The sequence below is a fragment of the Brachybacterium nesterenkovii genome (genome assembly GCF_900163655.1).
Taxonomy (GTDB): domain Bacteria; phylum Actinomycetota; class Actinomycetes; order Actinomycetales; family Dermabacteraceae; genus Brachybacterium; species Brachybacterium nesterenkovii.
In genome coordinates this window covers 1-16,963 of record NZ_FWFG01000068.1, presented here as the reverse complement: position 1 = coordinate 16,963, position 16,963 = coordinate 1, and the positions used below count along the sequence as shown (strand labels likewise).

The window sequence follows — 16,963 nt, the reverse complement described above, 5'->3', positions numbered from 1 at the left end:
CGTCGGCCACCGCGCGTAGCCTGTCGCGGTGACCGACGGCCCCCTCATCGTCCAGAGCGACAAGTCCCTCCTCCTCGAGGTGGGGCACCCCGCCGCTGCCGCCGCGCGCGCGGCGATCGCCCCGTTCGCGGAGCTCGAGCGCGCCCCGGAGCACATCCACACCTACCGGATCACCAGCCTGGGCCTGTGGAACGCCCGCGCCGCCGGGTACGACGCGGAGACCGTGATCGCGGCGCTGGTGGAGAACTCCCGCTACCCGGTCCCCCACTCCCTGCTGGTCGACGTGGCCGACACGATGGATCGCTACGGGCGCCTGCAGCTCGTCTCCGATCCGAGCCACGGTCTCGTCCTGCATGCCCTGGATCGCGCCGTGCTCGAGGAGGTCGTGCGCGCCAAGCGCGTGGCCGGGATGCTGGGCGAGCGCCTCGACGAGACCCACGTGGCGGTCCATCCCTCCGAGCGCGGCAACCTCAAGCAGGCGCTGCTGAAGCTCGGCTGGCCCGCCGAGGACCTCGCCGGATACGTCGACGGCGAGCAGCACGACATCGCGCTCATCGAGGACGGCTGGGCGCTGCGCCCCTACCAGCGGGAGGCCGTCGAGGGCTTCCACCTGGGCGGCAGCGGCGTGGTGGTCCTCCCCTGCGGCGCGGGCAAGACGCTCGTGGGCGCCGGAGCCATGGCCCGCACCTCCCGCACCACGCTGATCCTCGTGACCTCGACGGTCTCGGCCCGGCAGTGGAAGGCCGAGCTGGTGCGCCGCACCTCCCTCACCGAGGACGAGATCGGCGAGTACTCGGGCACCTCCAAGGAGGTCCGCCCGGTCACCATCGCCACCTACCAGGTGCTGACCACCAAGCGCGGCGGCGTGCATCCGCACCTCGAGCTCATGAGCGCCCGCGACTGGGGCCTCATCGTGTACGACGAGGTGCACCTGCTGCCGGCGCCCGTGTTCCGCATGACCGCGGACCTCCAGGCGCGCCGCCGCCTGGGACTGACCGCGACCCTCGTGCGCGAGGACAGCCGCGAGGACGAGGTGTTCTCGCTCATCGGCCCCAAGCGCTACGACGCCCCGTGGAAGGACATCGAGTCCCAGGGGTACATCGCCCCGGCCGAGTGCACCGAGGTGCGCGTGGCCCTGCCGGAGTCCGATCGCATGGTCTACGCGACCGCGGAGGCCGGCGACCGCCACCGCCTGGCGGCGACCCACCCCGCCAAGACCGCCGTCGTCGAGCAGATCGCCGCCCGGCACGAGGGCGAGCCGATGCTGGTGATCGGCCAGTACATCGACCAGCTCGAGGAGATCTCGCAGCGCCTGGGCTGCGACCTCATCACCGGGAAGACCCCCGTGAGGAAGCGGCAGGAGCTGTTCGACGCGTTCCGCGCCGGCGAGATCAGCCGCCTCGTGGTCTCCAAGGTCGCGAACTTCTCGATCGACCTGCCCGAGGCCTCCGTCGCCGTGCAGGTCTCCGGGGCCTTCGGCTCGCGCCAGGAGGAGGCCCAGCGCCTGGGCCGCCTGCTGCGTCCCAAGGCCGACGGGCGGGCCGCGCACTTCTACACCGTGGTCACGCGAGACACCCAGGACCAGGAGTTCGCGGCGCACCGCCAGCGCTTTCTCGCCGAGCAGGGGTACGCCTACTCGATCCTCGACGCGGAGGACCTCGCCGCGGCGTGACGCCGCGCAAGCGCCGCGCCCGGGCGCTGTCCGCTTTCTCCCCGGTGCGCCGCACCGTGAGTAGTGTGGGCCCGTCACCCGGCGCCCGCGCCGTCCCTTCCCCAAGGAGAAGCACGATGACCGAGTTCGACGACCGCCAGGCCCCCGTCTCCGACGCCCCCGCCGATCCCGCGCACGACGCCGGTCGCGACGCCCGCGCCCAGCGAGACCGCGAGCTCTCCCAGCAGCTGCCCGACGACGCCAAGAAGGGCGGATCCCGCACCGCGGGCATCTGGATCGCCCTCATCCTCGGCGCGATCGTACTGGTCCTGCTGCTGATCTTCGTGATCCAGAACTCCGCCTCGACGCAGTTCGAGTACTTCGGCGCGACCTTCCAGCTCCCGCTCGGCGTGGCGATGCTGCTGGCCGCGATCGCCGGCGCGCTGGTCATGGCGCTCGTCGGGACCGTGCGGATCATCCAGATGTCCTGGGAGATGCGCCGCCTGCGCAAGAACCAGAAGGCCTTCCGCAACCTGGTCCAGGGCGACTGAGCCCCGGACGCCGCTGCACGGCTTCGCGCGCTCACAGCGCGCGTCCAGGCAATTCCCACGCGCTGTCCCCAGACTGGTGGCATGAGTGCTGACACCGACCAGGATTTCGAGGCGCGGCTGCTGGTCGTCGACGACGAGCCCAACATCCGCGACCTGCTCGCCACCTCGCTGCGCTTCGCCGGCTTCGAGGTCTTCACGGCGTCGACGGGCAACGAGGCGATCCGCGAGGCCACCGAGCACACCCCGGACCTCGTGGTCCTCGACGTGATGCTGCCCGACATGGACGGCTTCACCGTGACCCGGCGCCTGCGCGACCGCGGCGAGCACTACCCGATCCTGTTCCTCACCGCGCGCGACGAGACGAAGGACAAGGTCGCGGGCCTCACCGTCGGCGGCGACGACTACGTCACCAAGCCGTTCAGCCTCGAGGAGGTCGTGGCCCGCATCCGCGCCGTGCTACGCCGCACCCACGGCGGCCACGAGGCGCCCAGCGACTCCGCCCTCGTCGTCGGCGACCTGCGCCTGGACGAGGACTCCCACGAGGTCACGCGCGCCGACTCCCCCATCGACCTGTCCCCCACCGAGTTCAAGCTCCTGCGCTACCTCATGCTGAACGCGGGCCGCGTCGTCTCCAAGACGCAGATCCTCGACCACGTGTGGGACTACGACTGGTCGGGCGAGGTCGGCATCGTCGAGTCGTACATCTCCTACCTGCGTCGCAAGATCGATGTCGTGGGCGAGCCGATGATCCACACCAAGCGCGGCATCGGCTACGTCCTGCGCGCCGCCGACTCGCACTGACGCCCGCTTCGTGGCTCGCCGCCCCCGGCGCTCCGACCGACCCGTCTCCCTGTGGACACGGGTCGTCGCCGTCATCTCCGCGGTCCTCGTCGCCGGGACCATCATCACCGGCGCGCTCTCGCTGTACCTCCTGAACCGGACGCTGCTGAGCTCCGTCGACGAGGACCTCCACGACGCCCAGGCCCAGGTCGTGTCCCAGGGGCCCGACGCCGTGGCCGCCGAGGGGGTCGACGGCGTCGACGGCGGCTCGTTCGCCCCCGTCGACTTCGTCGTCGAGTACCGCGACGACGCGGGCGAGACCCTGCGCCGCGTCGAGCAGAACCACGGGGCCGGCGACCCCGCGCTCGACTTCCCCGAGCTCACCTCCTCCCAGATCCGGGCCCTGGACGGCGAGCCCTTCACCCTGCTGGACGCGCATCAGCAGCGCTGGCGCGTGCTCGCGGTGCCCGATCCCGCCTCGGGCGGCTCCGTGTACATCGCCCTGCCCCTGCAGAACGTCGACACGACGATGCACGAGATGGCGCTCATCATCGTGCTGGTCGGCACCGCCGTCGTGCTCGGCGGCATGAGCATCGGCGGCTACGTCGCCCACCGCGCCCTCGAGCCCCTGCGGGACGTCGAGGCGACCGCCCGCGAGATCGTCGGCGGCGAGCTCTCGCGCCGCGTCCCCGTCTCCTCCACCTCCCAGGAGGTCCACGACCTCGCCGTCTCCCTCAACGAGATGCTCGTCCGCATCGAGGAGTCCTTCGAGGCGCAGTCGACGTCGGAGGCCCGCGCGACCGCGTCGGAGGCCCGCATGCGCCGCTTCGTCGGCGACGCGTCCCATGAGCTGCGGACCCCGCTGGCCGCGATCCGCGGCTTCGGCGAGCTGTACCGCATGGGTGCCCTGCGCAAGGACGAGGATGTGGCCCAGGTGATGCGCCGCATCGAGGACGAGGCCCGCCGCATGGGCTCCCTGGTGGAGAACCTGCTGCGCCTGGCCCGCCTCGACGAGAACCCCGAGCCGGACCTGGCCCCCGTGGACATCACCGACGCCGTGTTCGACGCCGCCCAGGACCTGCGCGCTCTCGACCCCGAGCGGCGCGTGCAGGTGGTCAACCTGTCAGGCACGCCGCTGGCCGTGCAGCCGCACGCCCCCATCGGCGTCCTCGGCGACGAGCCGTCCCTGCGCCAGGTGATCCTGAACCTCGTGGGCAACACGAACCGCCACACCCCCAAGGGCTCACCGGTCGAGCTGGCCGTCGGGCACTCCCGCGACGGCTCCGTGATCGTGGAGGTCCGCGACCACGGCGAGGGCATCCCGCCCGAGCAGCGCGAGAAGGTGTTCGAGCGCTTCTACCGCACCGACGAGTCGCGCCAGCGCTCGGCGACGCAGGGCGGCGGCGCCGGCCTGGGCCTGTCGATCGCGGCGACGATCGTCGAGCAGCATCACGGGCGCATCTCGGTGCACCAGACGCCGGGCGGCGGAGCGACGTTCCGCGTCGAGCTGGTCGCCGCAGAGGTGGCCCCCGAGGACGCCGTCATGCCCGACCAGACGCGGGCGATCGGCGGGGTCGCCACCCCCGATACCGAGACCGAGGGCTGAGCCGGGGGCTGAGGCGGGGCCGACGCCTGAAGCACCGCACCGCACCATAATTTGTGTCCATTCCCGTGTACATGGCGGCCTGGATGTACACGGAAATGGACACAAAGCTGGCGCACCGGCGCTGAGGCTGGCAGGCGACCGGGCAGCACAGGCACATGTCAGGCGCGGGCGCGTCAGGGGCGCACGCGTCAGGCGCGGGCGCGCAGGCGCTCCTCCAGCTCGTCGAGCAGCTCGACGAGACGCGGGGGCACGCGGTCGCCGTAGCGGTCGAGCCCCTCGCGCAGCCGCTCGGCCTCTGCCAGCCACGAGTCCGGGTCGACGGCGAAGATCTGCGCGAGCGTCTCATCATCGAGGTCGACGCCCTCGCGGTCGACGTCCTCGAGCCGCGGCAGCAGGCCGACGGGTGAGGCCTCCGCCTCGACCTCGCCGTGCAGGCGCGCATCGATCCACTCGAGCACCCGGGCGTTCTCCCCGAAGCCCGGCCAGAGGAACTTCCCCTCGGGGGACTTGCGGAACCAGTTGACGCGGAATACCCGCGGCGCGCCCTCGCCCAGCGTCTCCCCCATCCGCAGCCAGTGCGCCCAGTGATCGGCCATGTTGTAGCCGCAGAAGGGGAGCATCGCGAACGGGTCCAGGCGCAGCTCGCCGACGGGGCCCTCCGCCGCGGCGGTCTGCTCCGAGGAGATGGTGGCGCCGAAGAATACGCCGTGGCCCCAGTCCTCGGCCTCGGAGACGAGGGGCACGTTGGTGGCGCGGCGGCCGCCGAAGACGATCGCGTCGATCGGCACGCCATCGGGATCGTCCCAGTCCTCGGAGATCGACGGGCACTGGGCGGCACCGACGGTGAAGCGGGCGTTGGGGTGGGCGGCCGGGCGGCCCGCATCGGGCGTCCAGGGCTCGCCGCGCCAGTCGGTCAGGCGCGCCGGCGGCTCCGTCGTCATGCCCTCCCACCAGACGTCGCCATCCTCGGTGAGCGCGACGTTGGTGAAGATCGTGTCGCGGGCGATGGTGTCCATCGCCACCGGGTTGGTCGAGCGCCCGGTCCCGGGGGCCACCCCGAAGAACCCGGCCTCGGGGTTGATGGCGCGCAGGCGGCCGTCCGCGCCGGGGCGCAGCCAGGCGATGTCGTCGCCGATGGTCTCGACCCTCCATCCCGGCAGCGAGGGCATCATCATCGCGAAGTTGGTCTTGCCGCAGGCCGAGGAGAACGCGGCGGCGATGTGCATCGCCCGGCCCTGCGGATTGGTCACGCGCACCAGGAGCATGTGCTCGGCCAGCCAGCCCTCCTCGCGGGCCATGACCGAGGCGATGCGCAGGGCGAAGCACTTCTTGGCCAGCAGGGCGTTGCCGCCGTAGCCGGAGCCGAACGACCAGATCTCGCGGGTCTCGGGGAAGTGGTCGATCGTCTTGTTCTCGCAGGCGGGCCAGGCGACGTCCGCGCGGCGGGTGCCGTCGGCGTCGATGAGGGGCTGGCCGACCGAGTGCAGGGCGGGGACCCAGAAGGTGTCCTCCCCGATCTGCGCGAGCGCGTCGGCCCCCATCCGCGTCATGATCCGCATCGAGACGACCACGTACGGCGAGTCGGTGACCTGCACGCCGATCTGGGAGATCGCGCCCCCGACGGGGCCCATCGAGAACGGCAGCACGTACATGGTGCGGCCGGCCATCGCGCCGTCGAAGCGCGCCAGGAGCCGCCGCTTCGCGTCGACCGGGTCGTGCCAGTTGTTGGTCGGGCCCGCGTCCTCCTCGCGCTCGGAGCAGATGAAGGTGCGGTCCTCGACGCGCGCGACGTCCGCCGGGTCGGAGCGGGCCAGGAAGCTGCCGGGCCGCAGGTCGTCGTCGAGGGCGATGAGCGAGCCGGCCTCGACCATCTGGGCGAGCAGGCGCTCGTTCTCCTCCTCGGAGCCGTCGCACCAGACGACCTCGTCGGGGCGGGTGAGGGCGGCGACGTCGGCGACCCAGCGGTCCAGGGCCGCGCGGCCGCGGCCGGTGCGGGGTGCGCGCGGTCCGGTGCCGGCGGAGGCGGCGGATGCGATCGGGCCGATGGCACCGGGCGGGGTTTCCGGGCCTGTGGATGATCGCGGCGGGGCACCTCGTCGTACCAGCCTTTGACCCTCCCGATCGTATACGCTCACTCGGCTCCGCGGCAGGGGTTCGCGTGATTCACCGAACATGGGATGCGACAAGAGCGCACCCGGGGTCAGCGGTCCCGCGTCCACGAGCAGAGGCAGGCGCGGCGTGCCCTGCGGGGCGGCTCGGATTCCGCCGCTGCCGGTCAGGAGGGGCGACCGCTCTCCGGCGCGTCCACGACCTGCCCGATCCACAGCGCCCCCGTACGGGTCCACGACGCATCGTCGACGGCGGCGAGGAAGCGCTCGGCGGCGCGACGGCCGTCCGCGTCCTGCGCCTCGATGCGCGGCGGGGCGCCCGCCTCGTCCCGTGTCAGGCGGAAGGCGCCGGGGCGCTGCGGCAGCGGGTCGACGTGCCCGACGGGTCCGGTGATGAGGTCCAGCGGCACACGGTCCAGGCCGAGGTCACGGGCCGCGGCTTCGGTGCGCTCGCGGCGGGCGGCCGCACGGCGCGCGGCGGGGATGCGCAGGCCGCCGGCGATCAGGCGCCGGGTGAGCTCCTTGTTCCCCACCATCACCACGCCCGCGGCCACGAGGTCGGCGCGCGCATGCTCGGGCCAGTCGTAGTGATCGAGGTCGAAGGACCGCGGGTGCAGACCGGCCTCGCGGGCCCTCTCGTGCAGCTCGGCGAGGGAGCGGTCGGAGATCATGTGCCCCCACAGGAGCCCGTGGCGGGGCCAGCGCGGGGTATCGGCGTAGACGGTCACGACATCCGGCTCACGCGCCCGTGACGGGTGTGCCCTGGTGGTGGCGCAGCAGCCACTGCCCGCGCTCGCGCACCCAGATCGAGCTGCGCTCGGCGCGCTCCCCCGCACCGTCCTGGGCGGTGTAGCGCAGCAGGACGACGCCCGGGGCGATCTCGTCGGCCACGATGTCGCTCGCGTCGACGCCCCCGGGGATCGGGGCGAGGACGCCGAGGATCTCGTCGCGGTCGTACGTGCGGCCCGAGGCTCCGACCTCCGTGAAGGACGGGTGCAGCAGCTGGGCGGCGCTCGGCGGATCCGCGCGCAGGGCGTCGGTGAGCAGGGCGAGCTCGCGGGTCACGACGTCCTCGAACGCGGCGCCGCTCGCATCGCCCGCCCCGGATGAGGCCGACGAGGAGGGGGACGAGAAGGCCGACCCGCCGCCCGAGCTCGCCGAAGTCGAGGAGGCGATGTCCTCCGGGGCCAGCTCGTCGAGCATCGCGAGCAGGTCATCGGCCGGGCGGTCGACCGGGGCATCGGCCGACGAGCGCACAGCGACCGGCGATGCGGCGTCGGTGCGAGCGCGAGCCGATGGCGCGTCGGCCGGGCGGAGGATCGGGGTATCGACCGGCCCGGAGACGGGGCGCGAGACCGGGGCATCGGCCGACGAGCGCGCGAGGGCGGGTCCGGACGCCGCGACCGACTCCCCGCTCCCCCGATACCCGGGCCCCACCTGCGGGTCCTGCTTGCGCTGGAACGCGGTCGCGGCGGCGTTCGCGCGCCGGTCCGCGGCCTCGTTCATCGCGTGCCCGGCATGGCCCTTGACCCACTCGAACTCGACGCTGCGCCCGGCCAGGGCCGCATCGATGGCCTTGAGCAGCTCCACGTTCAGCACGGGCTTGCCGTCCTTCTTGCGCCAGCCCTTGCGCTTCCAGCCCGGCATCCACTTCGTGACCGAGTTGATGACGTACTGCGAGTCGCACAGGATGTGCAGGTGCTGATCGGCATCGACCGCCGTCGCCTCCAGGAGGTCCAGCACGGCCTTGAGCTCGCCCATGTTGTTAGTGCCATGGGGCCAGCCGCCGGCGCGCCAGGAGTCCTCGTCGATGTACCAGGCCCAGCCCGCGGGCCCGGGATTGCCGAGGGCGGAGCCGTCGGCGGCAGCGATGATCGTCATGGGCGCCATGCTTCCACAGGGGGCCGACGGACCAGCACGCGCCGGTCGGCCGCCGAGGACCCTGAGGCGGGCGCCCGCTGCCCGCAGCCGAGATCGCGAGAACGCAAGAACGAGCCGCTTCGGCCCGCGAGATCACCGAAACGAGCCGCAGATATGGCTTGTTTCGACGTTCTCGCAGATCGTGCTGCGCAGGCGCCGACTCTCGCCTCCCGGCCCGGCACCCGACCGCCGTCCCCGGCACCCGACCCGCCGCCTCCGTCACGTGTCGCGCATGTCGCAATCCGCCGCCTGCGGGCCCCATGTCCCCCGCCGCGGAGGTTACCGGCGCGTACCGTGGACGGGCTCGTCGCGCCGACGCGCCGAGCCATCCATCACCTCCCACAGGACCTGGAGACCATCGTGTCCAGCACACCCGAGAGCGCCGCGGCCCCGGCGCGCCGCACGTCGCCCGTCAAGGAGCTCACGCTCCGCGCCGTCATCCTCGGCGGCATCATCACCCTCGTCTTCACCGCCGCCAACGTGTACCTCGGCCTCAAGGTCGGCCTCACGTTCGCCACCTCGATCCCCGCCGCGGTGATCTCCATGGCGATCCTGCGGTTCTTCACGGACCACACCGTCGTCGAGAACAACATCGTGCAGACGATCGCCTCGGCCGCCGGCACCCTCTCGGCGATCATCTTCGTCCTGCCCGGCCTCGTGATCGTCGGCTGGTGGACGGGCTTCCCCTACTGGACCACCGTCGCCCTGTGCGCCATCGGCGGCACCCTCGGCGTCATGTACTCCATCCCCCTGCGCCGCGCGCTCGTGACCGGCTCCGACCTCCCCTACCCCGAGGGCGTCGCCGCCGCCGAGGTGCTGCGCGTGGGCGACAGCCAGGGCGCGGCCGACGAGAACCGCCGCGGCCTCGCCGTCATCATCGCCGGCGGCCTCGCCTCCGCAGGCATGGCCCTGCTCACCGCGCTGAAGGTCACCACGGGCGCCGTCGAGAAGTTCTTCCGCGTCGGCGCCGGCGGCGGCATGTTCGGCGCCAGCCTGTCGCTGGCCCTCATCGGCGTGGGCCACCTCGTGGGCATCACCGTCGGCGTCGCCATGGTCGTCGGCGTGATCATCTCCTACATCGTGCTGCTGCCGATGCTCTCGCAGGGCCTGGTCCCCGTCTCCGGGGACATCGCCGACGCGGTCCAGGGCGTCTTCGCATCCGACATCCGCTTCATGGGCGCCGGCGCGATCGGCATCGCCGCCATCTGGACCCTCATCAAGCTGATCCTCCCGATCATCCGCGGCATCCGCGAGTCCCTGGCCTCCTCCCGCTCCCGCCATGCGGGCGGCGAGGTGCCGCTGACCGAGCGCGACATCCCCTTCGGCGTCGTCGCCGGTGTGACCCTGGCGTCGATGCTGCCCATCGGCGTGCTGCTGTGGCTGTTCGTGCAGGGCACGCCGCTCGCGCACAACACCACCGCCCTGATCGCGATCGCCATCGTGTTCGTGCTCGTGACCGGCCTGGTCATCGCCGCCGTCTGCGGGTACATGGCCGGCCTCATCGGCGCCTCCAACTCCCCGATCTCCGGCGTCGGCATCCTCGTGGCCATCACCGCCGCGCTCGTGGTCAAGGCCGTCCACGGCGGGTCCGCCGAGGAGACCGCCGCCCTGGTGGCCTTCACCCTGTTCGTCTCGGCCGTCGTGTTCGGCATCGCCACCATCTCCAACGACAACTTGCAGGACCTCAAGACGGGCCAGCTCGTCGGCGCCACCCCGTGGAAGCAGCAGGTCGCGCTCGTCATCGGCGTCGTCTTCGGGTCGATCATCATCCCGCCGGTCCTCACGCTGATGGGCTCCGCCTTCGGCTTCGCCGGCGCCCCCGGCGCGGGGCCCGACGCCCTCGCCGCGCCGCAGGCCTCGCTCATCTCCTCGCTCGTCCAGGGCGTCATGGGCGGCGACCTGCAGTGGAACCTCATCGGCATCGGCGCCCTGATCGGCATCGGCGCGATCGTCGTCGACGAGATCCTGCGCGCGATGACCAAGAGCTCAGCGCGCACGCTCGCGCTGCCGCCGCTGGCCGTCGGCATGGGCATGTACCTGCCGATGTCGCTGTCGCTCGTGATCCCGCTCGGCGCCCTGATCGGCCTCCTCTACGACCGCTGGGCCGCGCGGACCGCGGACCCCGAGCGGTCGAAGCGCCTGGGGGTGCTCATGGCCACCGGCCTGATCGTCGGCGAGAGCCTCTTCGGGGTGCTCAACGCGGGCATCATCGCCGCGGTCGGCGACGACGCGCCGCTGGCGATCATGGGCGACGGCTTCGAGGGCGCCGCCCAGGTGATCGGCGTGATCCTGTTCGTCGGCGTCGTCGCGGGGCTGTACCGGTGGGTCGCCGGGCAGTCGACGAAGGCGGAGGCGCAGGACTCCCCCGTCACCGCCGAGGGCTGACCGCCGCGGGACGGACGCGGGCTGAGCGGCTCCGCCCGTCCCGCCCGCTCCGCCACCCGGCCGGTCCTGCCCGGGCCACCCGTCCAGCCCATCCGCCCCGTCCAGAATCTGCATCCCCACGGCAGAAGCCCTGGATAGTCCAGGGCAGATGCCGCTGGGATGCACTTTCTGGACGCCCACCTCGCGGAGGGCTCAGTCCTCCCGCTGCTCGTAGGCCGCCGCACGCTCCTGCACGGCGCGCAGGCGCGCGAGATCGAGCTTGCGGCCGCGCTCGAAGTCGACCACCCCGTTCTTCTCCTGGAACACGTCGGTGAGTTGCGTGTAGCAGTAGCCGAACATCTCCGGGTCCTCGAGCAGCACGCGCGTGAGGCCCTCGAAGCGCGCGTACACCTCGTCCTCATCGCGCACGCGCTCCCCGTAGCCCCAGGAGACCGCCTGATCGCTGCCGGCCTCCCCGCCCGCCTCGCGGGCGGCGCGCTCGGCCTCGACGCGCTCGGCCTCGACGCGGGCCGCCTCCTCCGCATTCCACCAGATGCCCCCGTACTCGGAGACGAAATACGGCTGGCCCGCATACGGCAGCGACCAGGTGCCGTCGGCGTGGGGCATCTGCTCGGGCGCGAGCTCGACCCGATTGACGTACGGGGCCCCCTCGGCGAGGCCGGCCTGCTGGGCGCGGAAGGCCTCCGGGTCCTGCTCGTAGGAGTGGGAGTCGTAGATATCCGCGCCGCGGACCCGGTGCGAGTACCCGGAGGCGTCGAGGACCGGGCGCGTCGGATCCGCCAGCTCGGTCGCGTCGTACATCGCGTGCGTGACGTCGTCGAGCACGGTGATGCGGTCGTGCAGCACCTGATGGGTCTCGTTCAGGGGGCACCACCCGACGATGCTCGGGTGGTTGCGGTCGCGCCGCAGAGCCTCGAGCCACTGGGCGACGAAGCTCGCGGTCGGCTGCTGGTTGTGGCCGATGGGGCCCATCCCGGAGATGCCCCAGTCACCGAACTCGCCCCACGTGAGGTAGCCGTGGACGTCGGACCAGAACAGCATCCGCTCCTCGAAGACCTTCTGGTGCAGACGGGCGCCGGTGAACCCGGCCTCCAGGGCGAGGCGGATGTCCGCGACCATCGCGGCGTCGTCGGGTGCGGTCATGAGCGAGCGCGGCCAGTACCCCTGGTCGAGGACCAGGCGCTGGAAGACCCTCTCGCCATTGATGCGGAAGGCGCGGCCGTCGAGCGAGGTCGAGCGCAGTCCCGCATAGGAGCGGACCTCGTCGAGCACGGTCCCGTCGGCATCGCGCAGCCGCACCACGAGGGCGTAGAGCTCGGGCGAGCCGGGCCCCCACACGTGCACGCCCTCGGGAGGGAGGGCGAGGTGGAGGTGGGGAGCGAGGTCGAGGTCGGCGCGAGCCGATGCCGTGACCGGGGCGCCGGGGACGGCGCGCAGGGCGGCGGCAGGGGTGTCGGGCGCGACCTCCAGGTGCCGGGCCTCGACCTCGAGGACGGTGCCGGGCCGGTTCGCGCTCAGCTCCACGTCGATGCCGAACGCCCCCGCGCTCAGCTGGGGGGCGATCCGCAGGCCCCGGATCGACGTCTCCGGCACGCCCTCGAGCCACACCGTCTGCCAGATGCCGGTGGTGCGCGTGTAGTGGCAGTGCGTGTTCGCATGCCACGTGGCCTGCTTGCCGCGCGCCTGGGCGCTGTCGCGCGGGTCGCGGGCGCGCACGACGATCGTCACCCGCTCGCCGGCGCGGGCGATATCGCCGAGGTCCGCGGAGAACGGGGTGAAGCCGCCGCGGTGCCGGGCCACCTCGATCCCGTTCGCCCACACCGTCGCGTCGTGGTCCACGGCGCCGAAGCGCAGCACCGGGCGCAGGCCCTGCCAGTCGGCGGGGATGTCGATCTCGCGGCGGTACCAGACGGCCTCGAGGAAGTCGGTGTCGCCGATGCCGGAGGCCTCGGACTCGGGCGCGAAGGGCACCGTGATCGTGCCGTCGAGCTCGCGGTCGGGCAGGCCGCGGTCGATGCCGGAGTCCGAGCGGTCGATCTCGAACTGCCAGGTCCCGTTGAGGTTCAGCCACGCCTCGCGCCACAGCTGCGGGCTCGGATGCTCGGGCCGCGGGACGTCTGCGGCCCTCGACAGCGGAGGCTCGAGCGCGGCGGCGAGCGCGTCGGCACGGGCCGCGAGAGCGGTGAGACGGGCGGGCGGGTTGTGGGACATCTGCGACTCCATCCGACGCTGTTCCGGTTTCGCTTGAGCGGACGACCTTCTCACATCCGCGGCTCCGCTCCTCGCCGGGCGGGGGCCGCACCTCTACAGTGGCACGCGACGGTCGCCGTCGAACATCACCGCGACGACCTGCCACGGAGTCCCCTCGCCGCCCGATGCGGCGCATCCGGCCCCACCTGACGCATCGCCTCTCGGCGGAGCCGCGGCGGCCGCGATCCGGGATCCGTCGGCCGCGCAGGTCCGCGCCGCCCGCCGAATCGTTCGGCCGCGCACGACCCCGCGCCCCGGTGACCCCCCTTGAACGAACGGAACAGTCCTCGTGACCACCTCTGTGCCCACTTTCGCGCGCCTCGGCGTGCCCGCCCCCCTCGCCGATGCCCTCGCCCCGCAGGGCATCACCACCCCCACCCCGATCCAGCACGCGACCCTCCCGGACTCGCTCGCCGGCCGCGACGTCCTGGGCCGCGGCCGCACCGGCTCCGGCAAGACCTACGCGTTCCTGCTGCCGCTGGTCGCGCGCCTGGAGGCCTCCGGCACCCGCCGAGCGCCCAAGCGCCCGCGCTCGCTGATCCTCGCGCCGACCCGTGAGCTGGCCTCGCAGATCGCCACCTCCCTCGAGCCGCTCGCGAAGGCCGCGAACCTGCGCACCGCCGTCGTCTTCGGCGGCGTGGGCCAGAAGCCCCAGACCGATGCGCTCACCGCGGGCGTCGACGTGCTCGTCGCCTGCCCGGGCCGCCTCCTGGACCTCATGGGCCAGGGGTTCTGCGACCTCTCCGCGATCGAGGTCACCGTGCTCGACGAGGCCGACCACATGGCCGATATGGGCTTCCTGCCGATGGTCCGCCGGATCATGGAGAAGACCCCTCAGCGCGGCCAGCGGATGCTGTTCTCGGCGACCCTCGACGAGGGCGTGGCCAAGATCGTCAAGCAGTTCCTGCACTCCCCCGTCACGCACGAGGCCGATCCCGCGTCCTCGCCGGTGGGGACGATGACCCACCACGTGCTCGAGGTCGCCGGCTCCGACCGCTTCGAGGTGCTCCTGGACCTCGCCGCCGCTCCTGGCCGCACCATCATGTTCACGCGCACCAAGCACGGCGCGAAGGGCCTGGCCAAGAAGCTGCGCGCGCAGGGCGTCGACGCCGTCGAGCTGCACGGCAACCTGTCCCAGGGCGCCCGCACCCGCAACCTCGAGGCCTTCGGCGGCGGCGGGTCCACCACGCTGGTGTCGACCGACATCGCCGCCCGCGGCATCCACGTCGACGAGGTGGCCCTCGTGGTCCACGCCGATCCGCCCGTCGAGCACAAGGCGTACCTGCACCGCAGCGGCCGCACGGCCCGCGCCGGCGAGTCCGGCACCGTCATCACCGTGCAGACCCCCGAGCAGCGCCATGACGTCCACGGGCTGATGCGCGCGGCGAAGATCCGCCCGCACCACCACACGGGCGTGCGCCGGGGTGCCGCGATCCTGACCGAGCTGGCTCCCGGCGAGCGCGTCTTCGGCGAGGTCCCCGACCGCGCTCCGGCGCAGCAGCAGGGCCAGGGCGGCGGGCGCGGCAACGGCGGCGGGCGCGGTGGTCGCGGAACCGGGCAGGGCGGTCGCGGCGCGGGCGGCGGCCAGGGGCGTGGGCGCGGCAGCCGCAGCGAGGGCGGCCAGGCTCTCGACGGTCGCGACAGCCAGGGCCGGGGCGCCCAGGGCGGCGCCCGCGGTCGCGGCGGCGCGGCGGGCGGCGGTGCGCGCGGTGGGCGCGGCGGCCAGGGCGGCAGCGCCTCCGGCTCCCGCGGTCAGGGCCAGCGCGACGGCCGGTCCGCCGGGGGCCAGGGAGTCTCCGGCGGCGGCCAGGGCGGGTCGCGCTCCGGCGCAGGGCGTCGCGGCGGCACGTCCACCGCGTACTCGACGTCCTCGAGCGGTGCGGGCGCCTCGCGCACGGGCGGCCTCGCGGCGTTCTCCGCAGGACGCCGCGGCCGCTGACGACTCCGGGGCCGCTGACACGCTGACGACTCGGACGACGCTGGGGTTGCGGACAACGCTGACGACGCTGGGACTGCAGACGATGCTGGGTCTGCGGACGACGTTGGGGTTGCGGACAACGCTGACGACGCGGAGGGTCGCTTGCCGTCACATGCACTCGGCCGCCGCCACCTCTGACCGACCTACGTCGAGTACGAAGGACGTGCGGGTAGTCGAGTACGAAGGAAGTGCGGGAATCCGGCCGCGGAAGCCGCAGGTTCTTCGTACTCGTGACGAGGACAGCGCGGTGTCGCCCCCGAGACAGCAGAACCGATGTCCTCTTCGCGTCGACCCCGAGGCGGACGCGCACGCGACAATGTCTCCATGAACACCCTCGATGACAGCCGCTTGTCCGCTGACGGGGCCAGCACCGCCGACGCCCCGGCTGTCGACACCGACGCTGCGGGCACCTCTCGTCCCCCAGCGGCGCCACCGGCCGACACCGCGCCGCGCGGCATCGACGAGATCGTCGCCGCTGCGCGCGAAGGCCGGGAGCGCGTCGACGCCGACGACCTCCCCCGACTGCTGGACCAGGGGGCGTGGCTCATCGACCTGCGCACCCCGTGGACGCGGGATTTCGAGGGACATGTCCCCGGCGGCGTCGTCATCGAGCCGACCGTCTTCCTGTGGCGCCTGGATCCCCTGAGCGGCAGCCGACTGTCCGACGGCCCCGGCTATGACGATCTCGTGATCACCATGTGCAACGAGGGCTACTCCTCGACGCTCGCGGCCCGGGACCTGCGGGAACTGGGCTTCGCCCGCGCGACCGACGTGATCGGCGGCTTCCGCGCCTGGGCCGAGGCAGGGCTGCCGATCCAGGCGGAGCCCACGCGCTACATCACCTGACCGGGGTCAGCGCCGACGGCTCCCGCCTCGACCGTCACCCCGGTACCACGGCACGCCACACGGCTGACAGAACTGGTAGCCATGCGTGCAGACACCACCTCTACGGGCGCCGTCTGCACGTATGGCTACCAGTTCTGCGACGCGCCCCTCGCATCCGGCATCGCCCGTTCGAGAAGCGGGACTCCTGTGGGGAGGTGAGGCCCATATGGTCGGCAGACGTTCGCCTGAGTCCCGCTTCCCGCGGCTGACTCCCGGGAACCTCGCTCGACCACCTCCTCCGCGCCCAGCTCCCCCGGCGCCCGGCACCTCGCACCAGGCACCTGGCACCTGGCACCTGGCACCTGGCACCTGGCACCTGGCACCCCAGCTCAACCATCTCCCCGGCGCCCGCGCCCAGCTCCCGGTACCCGCACCCAGGTACCCGGCGCCCGCGCCCAGCTCCCGGTACCCGCGACCCCGGCACCCGGCACCCGGCACCCGGCACCCGGCACCCGGCGACCTTGCCCACACCGCCGTTTCGTCGATTGCGCAAGCGATGAACCGCTGGGAAGCTAAGGTCGTGCACAAAGAGCCCACCGAGCCGCAGCTCGCCTCCGCGGCCGACACGTTCGCCCTGCTCGCGAGCCCGGCGCGCCTCCACCTCGTCTGGCTGATGACCCACGGCCGCCACGACGTCGGCGCCCTGGCCGAGCGCGTGGGCCTGAGCCTCCCCACCACCAGCCAGCACCTCTCCCGCCTGCGCCTGGCGGGGATCGTCGCGGCCACCCGCGAGGGTCGGCATGCGTTCTACGAGGTCCGCGACCCGCACGTCGTCGGACTCGTCGAGCAGATCTTCGAGCACATCGCCCCCGACGGCACCCTCGCCCCCGACCCGGCGCCGTTCTCCCC

At 72.8% G+C, this 16,963-nt stretch carries 12 protein-coding genes; 8 read left to right on the top strand and 4 right to left on the bottom strand.

Going from position 1 to position 16,963, the window contains the following annotated elements:
• Positions 1 to 28: 28 nt before the first annotated feature.
• From FM110_RS07720 to FM110_RS07705, 4 genes are all read left to right on the top strand, one after another.
• Positions 29 to 1,672 carry a DNA repair helicase XPB gene (locus FM110_RS07720; RefSeq protein ID WP_087104196.1) on the top strand — a complete coding sequence of 548 codons (1,644 nt, stop codon included), beginning with the start codon at positions 29 to 31 and terminating at the stop codon, positions 1,670 to 1,672.
• A 116-nt stretch (positions 1,673 to 1,788) separates the two neighbouring features.
• The gene (locus FM110_RS07715; protein ID WP_087104195.1) at positions 1,789 to 2,202 is read left to right on the top strand and encodes a LapA family protein; all 414 of its coding nucleotides are present in this window, start codon (positions 1,789 to 1,791) and stop codon (positions 2,200 to 2,202) included.
• 81 nt (positions 2,203 to 2,283) lie between these two features.
• On the top strand, positions 2,284 to 3,003 hold the full coding sequence (locus FM110_RS07710) for a response regulator transcription factor (RefSeq protein ID WP_087104194.1): 720 nt from the start codon (positions 2,284 to 2,286) through the stop codon (positions 3,001 to 3,003).
• A gap of 10 nt (positions 3,004 to 3,013) precedes the next feature.
• Positions 3,014 to 4,588 carry a sensor histidine kinase gene (locus FM110_RS07705; protein WP_234992052.1) on the top strand — a complete coding sequence of 525 codons (1,575 nt, stop codon included), beginning with the start codon at positions 3,014 to 3,016 and terminating at the stop codon, positions 4,586 to 4,588.
• A gap of 188 nt (positions 4,589 to 4,776) precedes the next feature.
• Here FM110_RS07705 and FM110_RS07700 read toward each other — a convergent pair whose 3' ends face one another.
• From FM110_RS07700 to FM110_RS07690, 3 genes are all read right to left on the bottom strand, one after another.
• Positions 4,777 to 6,624 carry a phosphoenolpyruvate carboxykinase (GTP) gene (locus tag FM110_RS07700; protein ID WP_407641038.1) on the bottom strand — a complete coding sequence of 616 codons (1,848 nt, stop codon included), beginning with the start codon at positions 6,622 to 6,624 and terminating at the stop codon, positions 4,777 to 4,779.
• Positions 6,625 to 6,863: 239 nt separating this feature from the next.
• Entirely contained in the window at positions 6,864 to 7,424 is a 561-nt protein-coding gene (locus FM110_RS07695; RefSeq protein WP_087104192.1) for a DUF4031 domain-containing protein, read from the bottom strand.
• A gap of 10 nt (positions 7,425 to 7,434) precedes the next feature.
• Entirely contained in the window at positions 7,435 to 8,577 is a 1,143-nt protein-coding gene (locus tag FM110_RS07690; protein ID WP_087104191.1) for a ribonuclease HI family protein, read from the bottom strand.
• Positions 8,578 to 8,976: 399 nt separating this feature from the next.
• Between FM110_RS07690 and FM110_RS07685 the strand changes: the two genes are divergently transcribed.
• On the top strand, positions 8,977 to 11,001 hold the full coding sequence (locus FM110_RS07685; protein WP_234992050.1) for an OPT family oligopeptide transporter: 2,025 nt from the start codon (positions 8,977 to 8,979) through the stop codon (positions 10,999 to 11,001).
• A 192-nt stretch (positions 11,002 to 11,193) separates the two neighbouring features.
• On the opposite strand, the gene FM110_RS07680 is transcribed toward FM110_RS07685, so the two are convergent.
• Positions 11,194 to 13,212: a glycoside hydrolase family 2 protein gene (locus FM110_RS07680; RefSeq protein WP_159458010.1), complete on the bottom strand. Its 2,019-nt coding sequence runs from the start codon at positions 13,210 to 13,212 to the stop codon at positions 11,194 to 11,196.
• A gap of 328 nt (positions 13,213 to 13,540) precedes the next feature.
• Here FM110_RS07680 and FM110_RS07675 point away from each other — a divergent pair, with 328 nt between their 5' ends.
• From FM110_RS07675 to FM110_RS07665, 3 genes are all read left to right on the top strand, one after another.
• Positions 13,541 to 15,190 (top strand): DEAD/DEAH box helicase, encoded by a 1,650-nt coding sequence (locus FM110_RS07675; protein WP_200810194.1) that lies wholly within the window; start codon positions 13,541 to 13,543, stop codon positions 15,188 to 15,190.
• 363 nt (positions 15,191 to 15,553) lie between these two features.
• Positions 15,554 to 16,075 carry a rhodanese-like domain-containing protein gene (locus tag FM110_RS07670; protein ID WP_087104187.1) on the top strand — a complete coding sequence of 174 codons (522 nt, stop codon included), beginning with the start codon at positions 15,554 to 15,556 and terminating at the stop codon, positions 16,073 to 16,075.
• Between the two features lie 559 nt (positions 16,076 to 16,634).
• A partial coding sequence (locus FM110_RS07665) for an ArsR/SmtB family transcription factor (RefSeq protein WP_327230585.1) occupies positions 16,635 to 16,963 on the top strand: 329 nt, incomplete at its 3' end.

Coding starts and splice junctions, on each gene's coding strand:
- FM110_RS07680 (WP_159458010.1), bottom strand. CDS start 13,212: ATGTCCCACAACCCGCCCGCCCGTCTCACCGCTCTCGCGGCCCGTGCC.
- FM110_RS07715 (WP_087104195.1), top strand. CDS start 1,789: ATGACCGAGTTCGACGACCGCCAGGCCCCCGTCTCCGACGCCCCCGCC.
- FM110_RS07690 (WP_087104191.1), bottom strand. CDS start 8,577: ATGACGATCATCGCTGCCGCCGACGGCTCCGCCCTCGGCAATCCCGGG.
- FM110_RS07710 (WP_087104194.1), top strand. CDS start 2,284: ATGAGTGCTGACACCGACCAGGATTTCGAGGCGCGGCTGCTGGTCGTC.
- FM110_RS07670 (WP_087104187.1), top strand. CDS start 15,554: ATGAACACCCTCGATGACAGCCGCTTGTCCGCTGACGGGGCCAGCACC.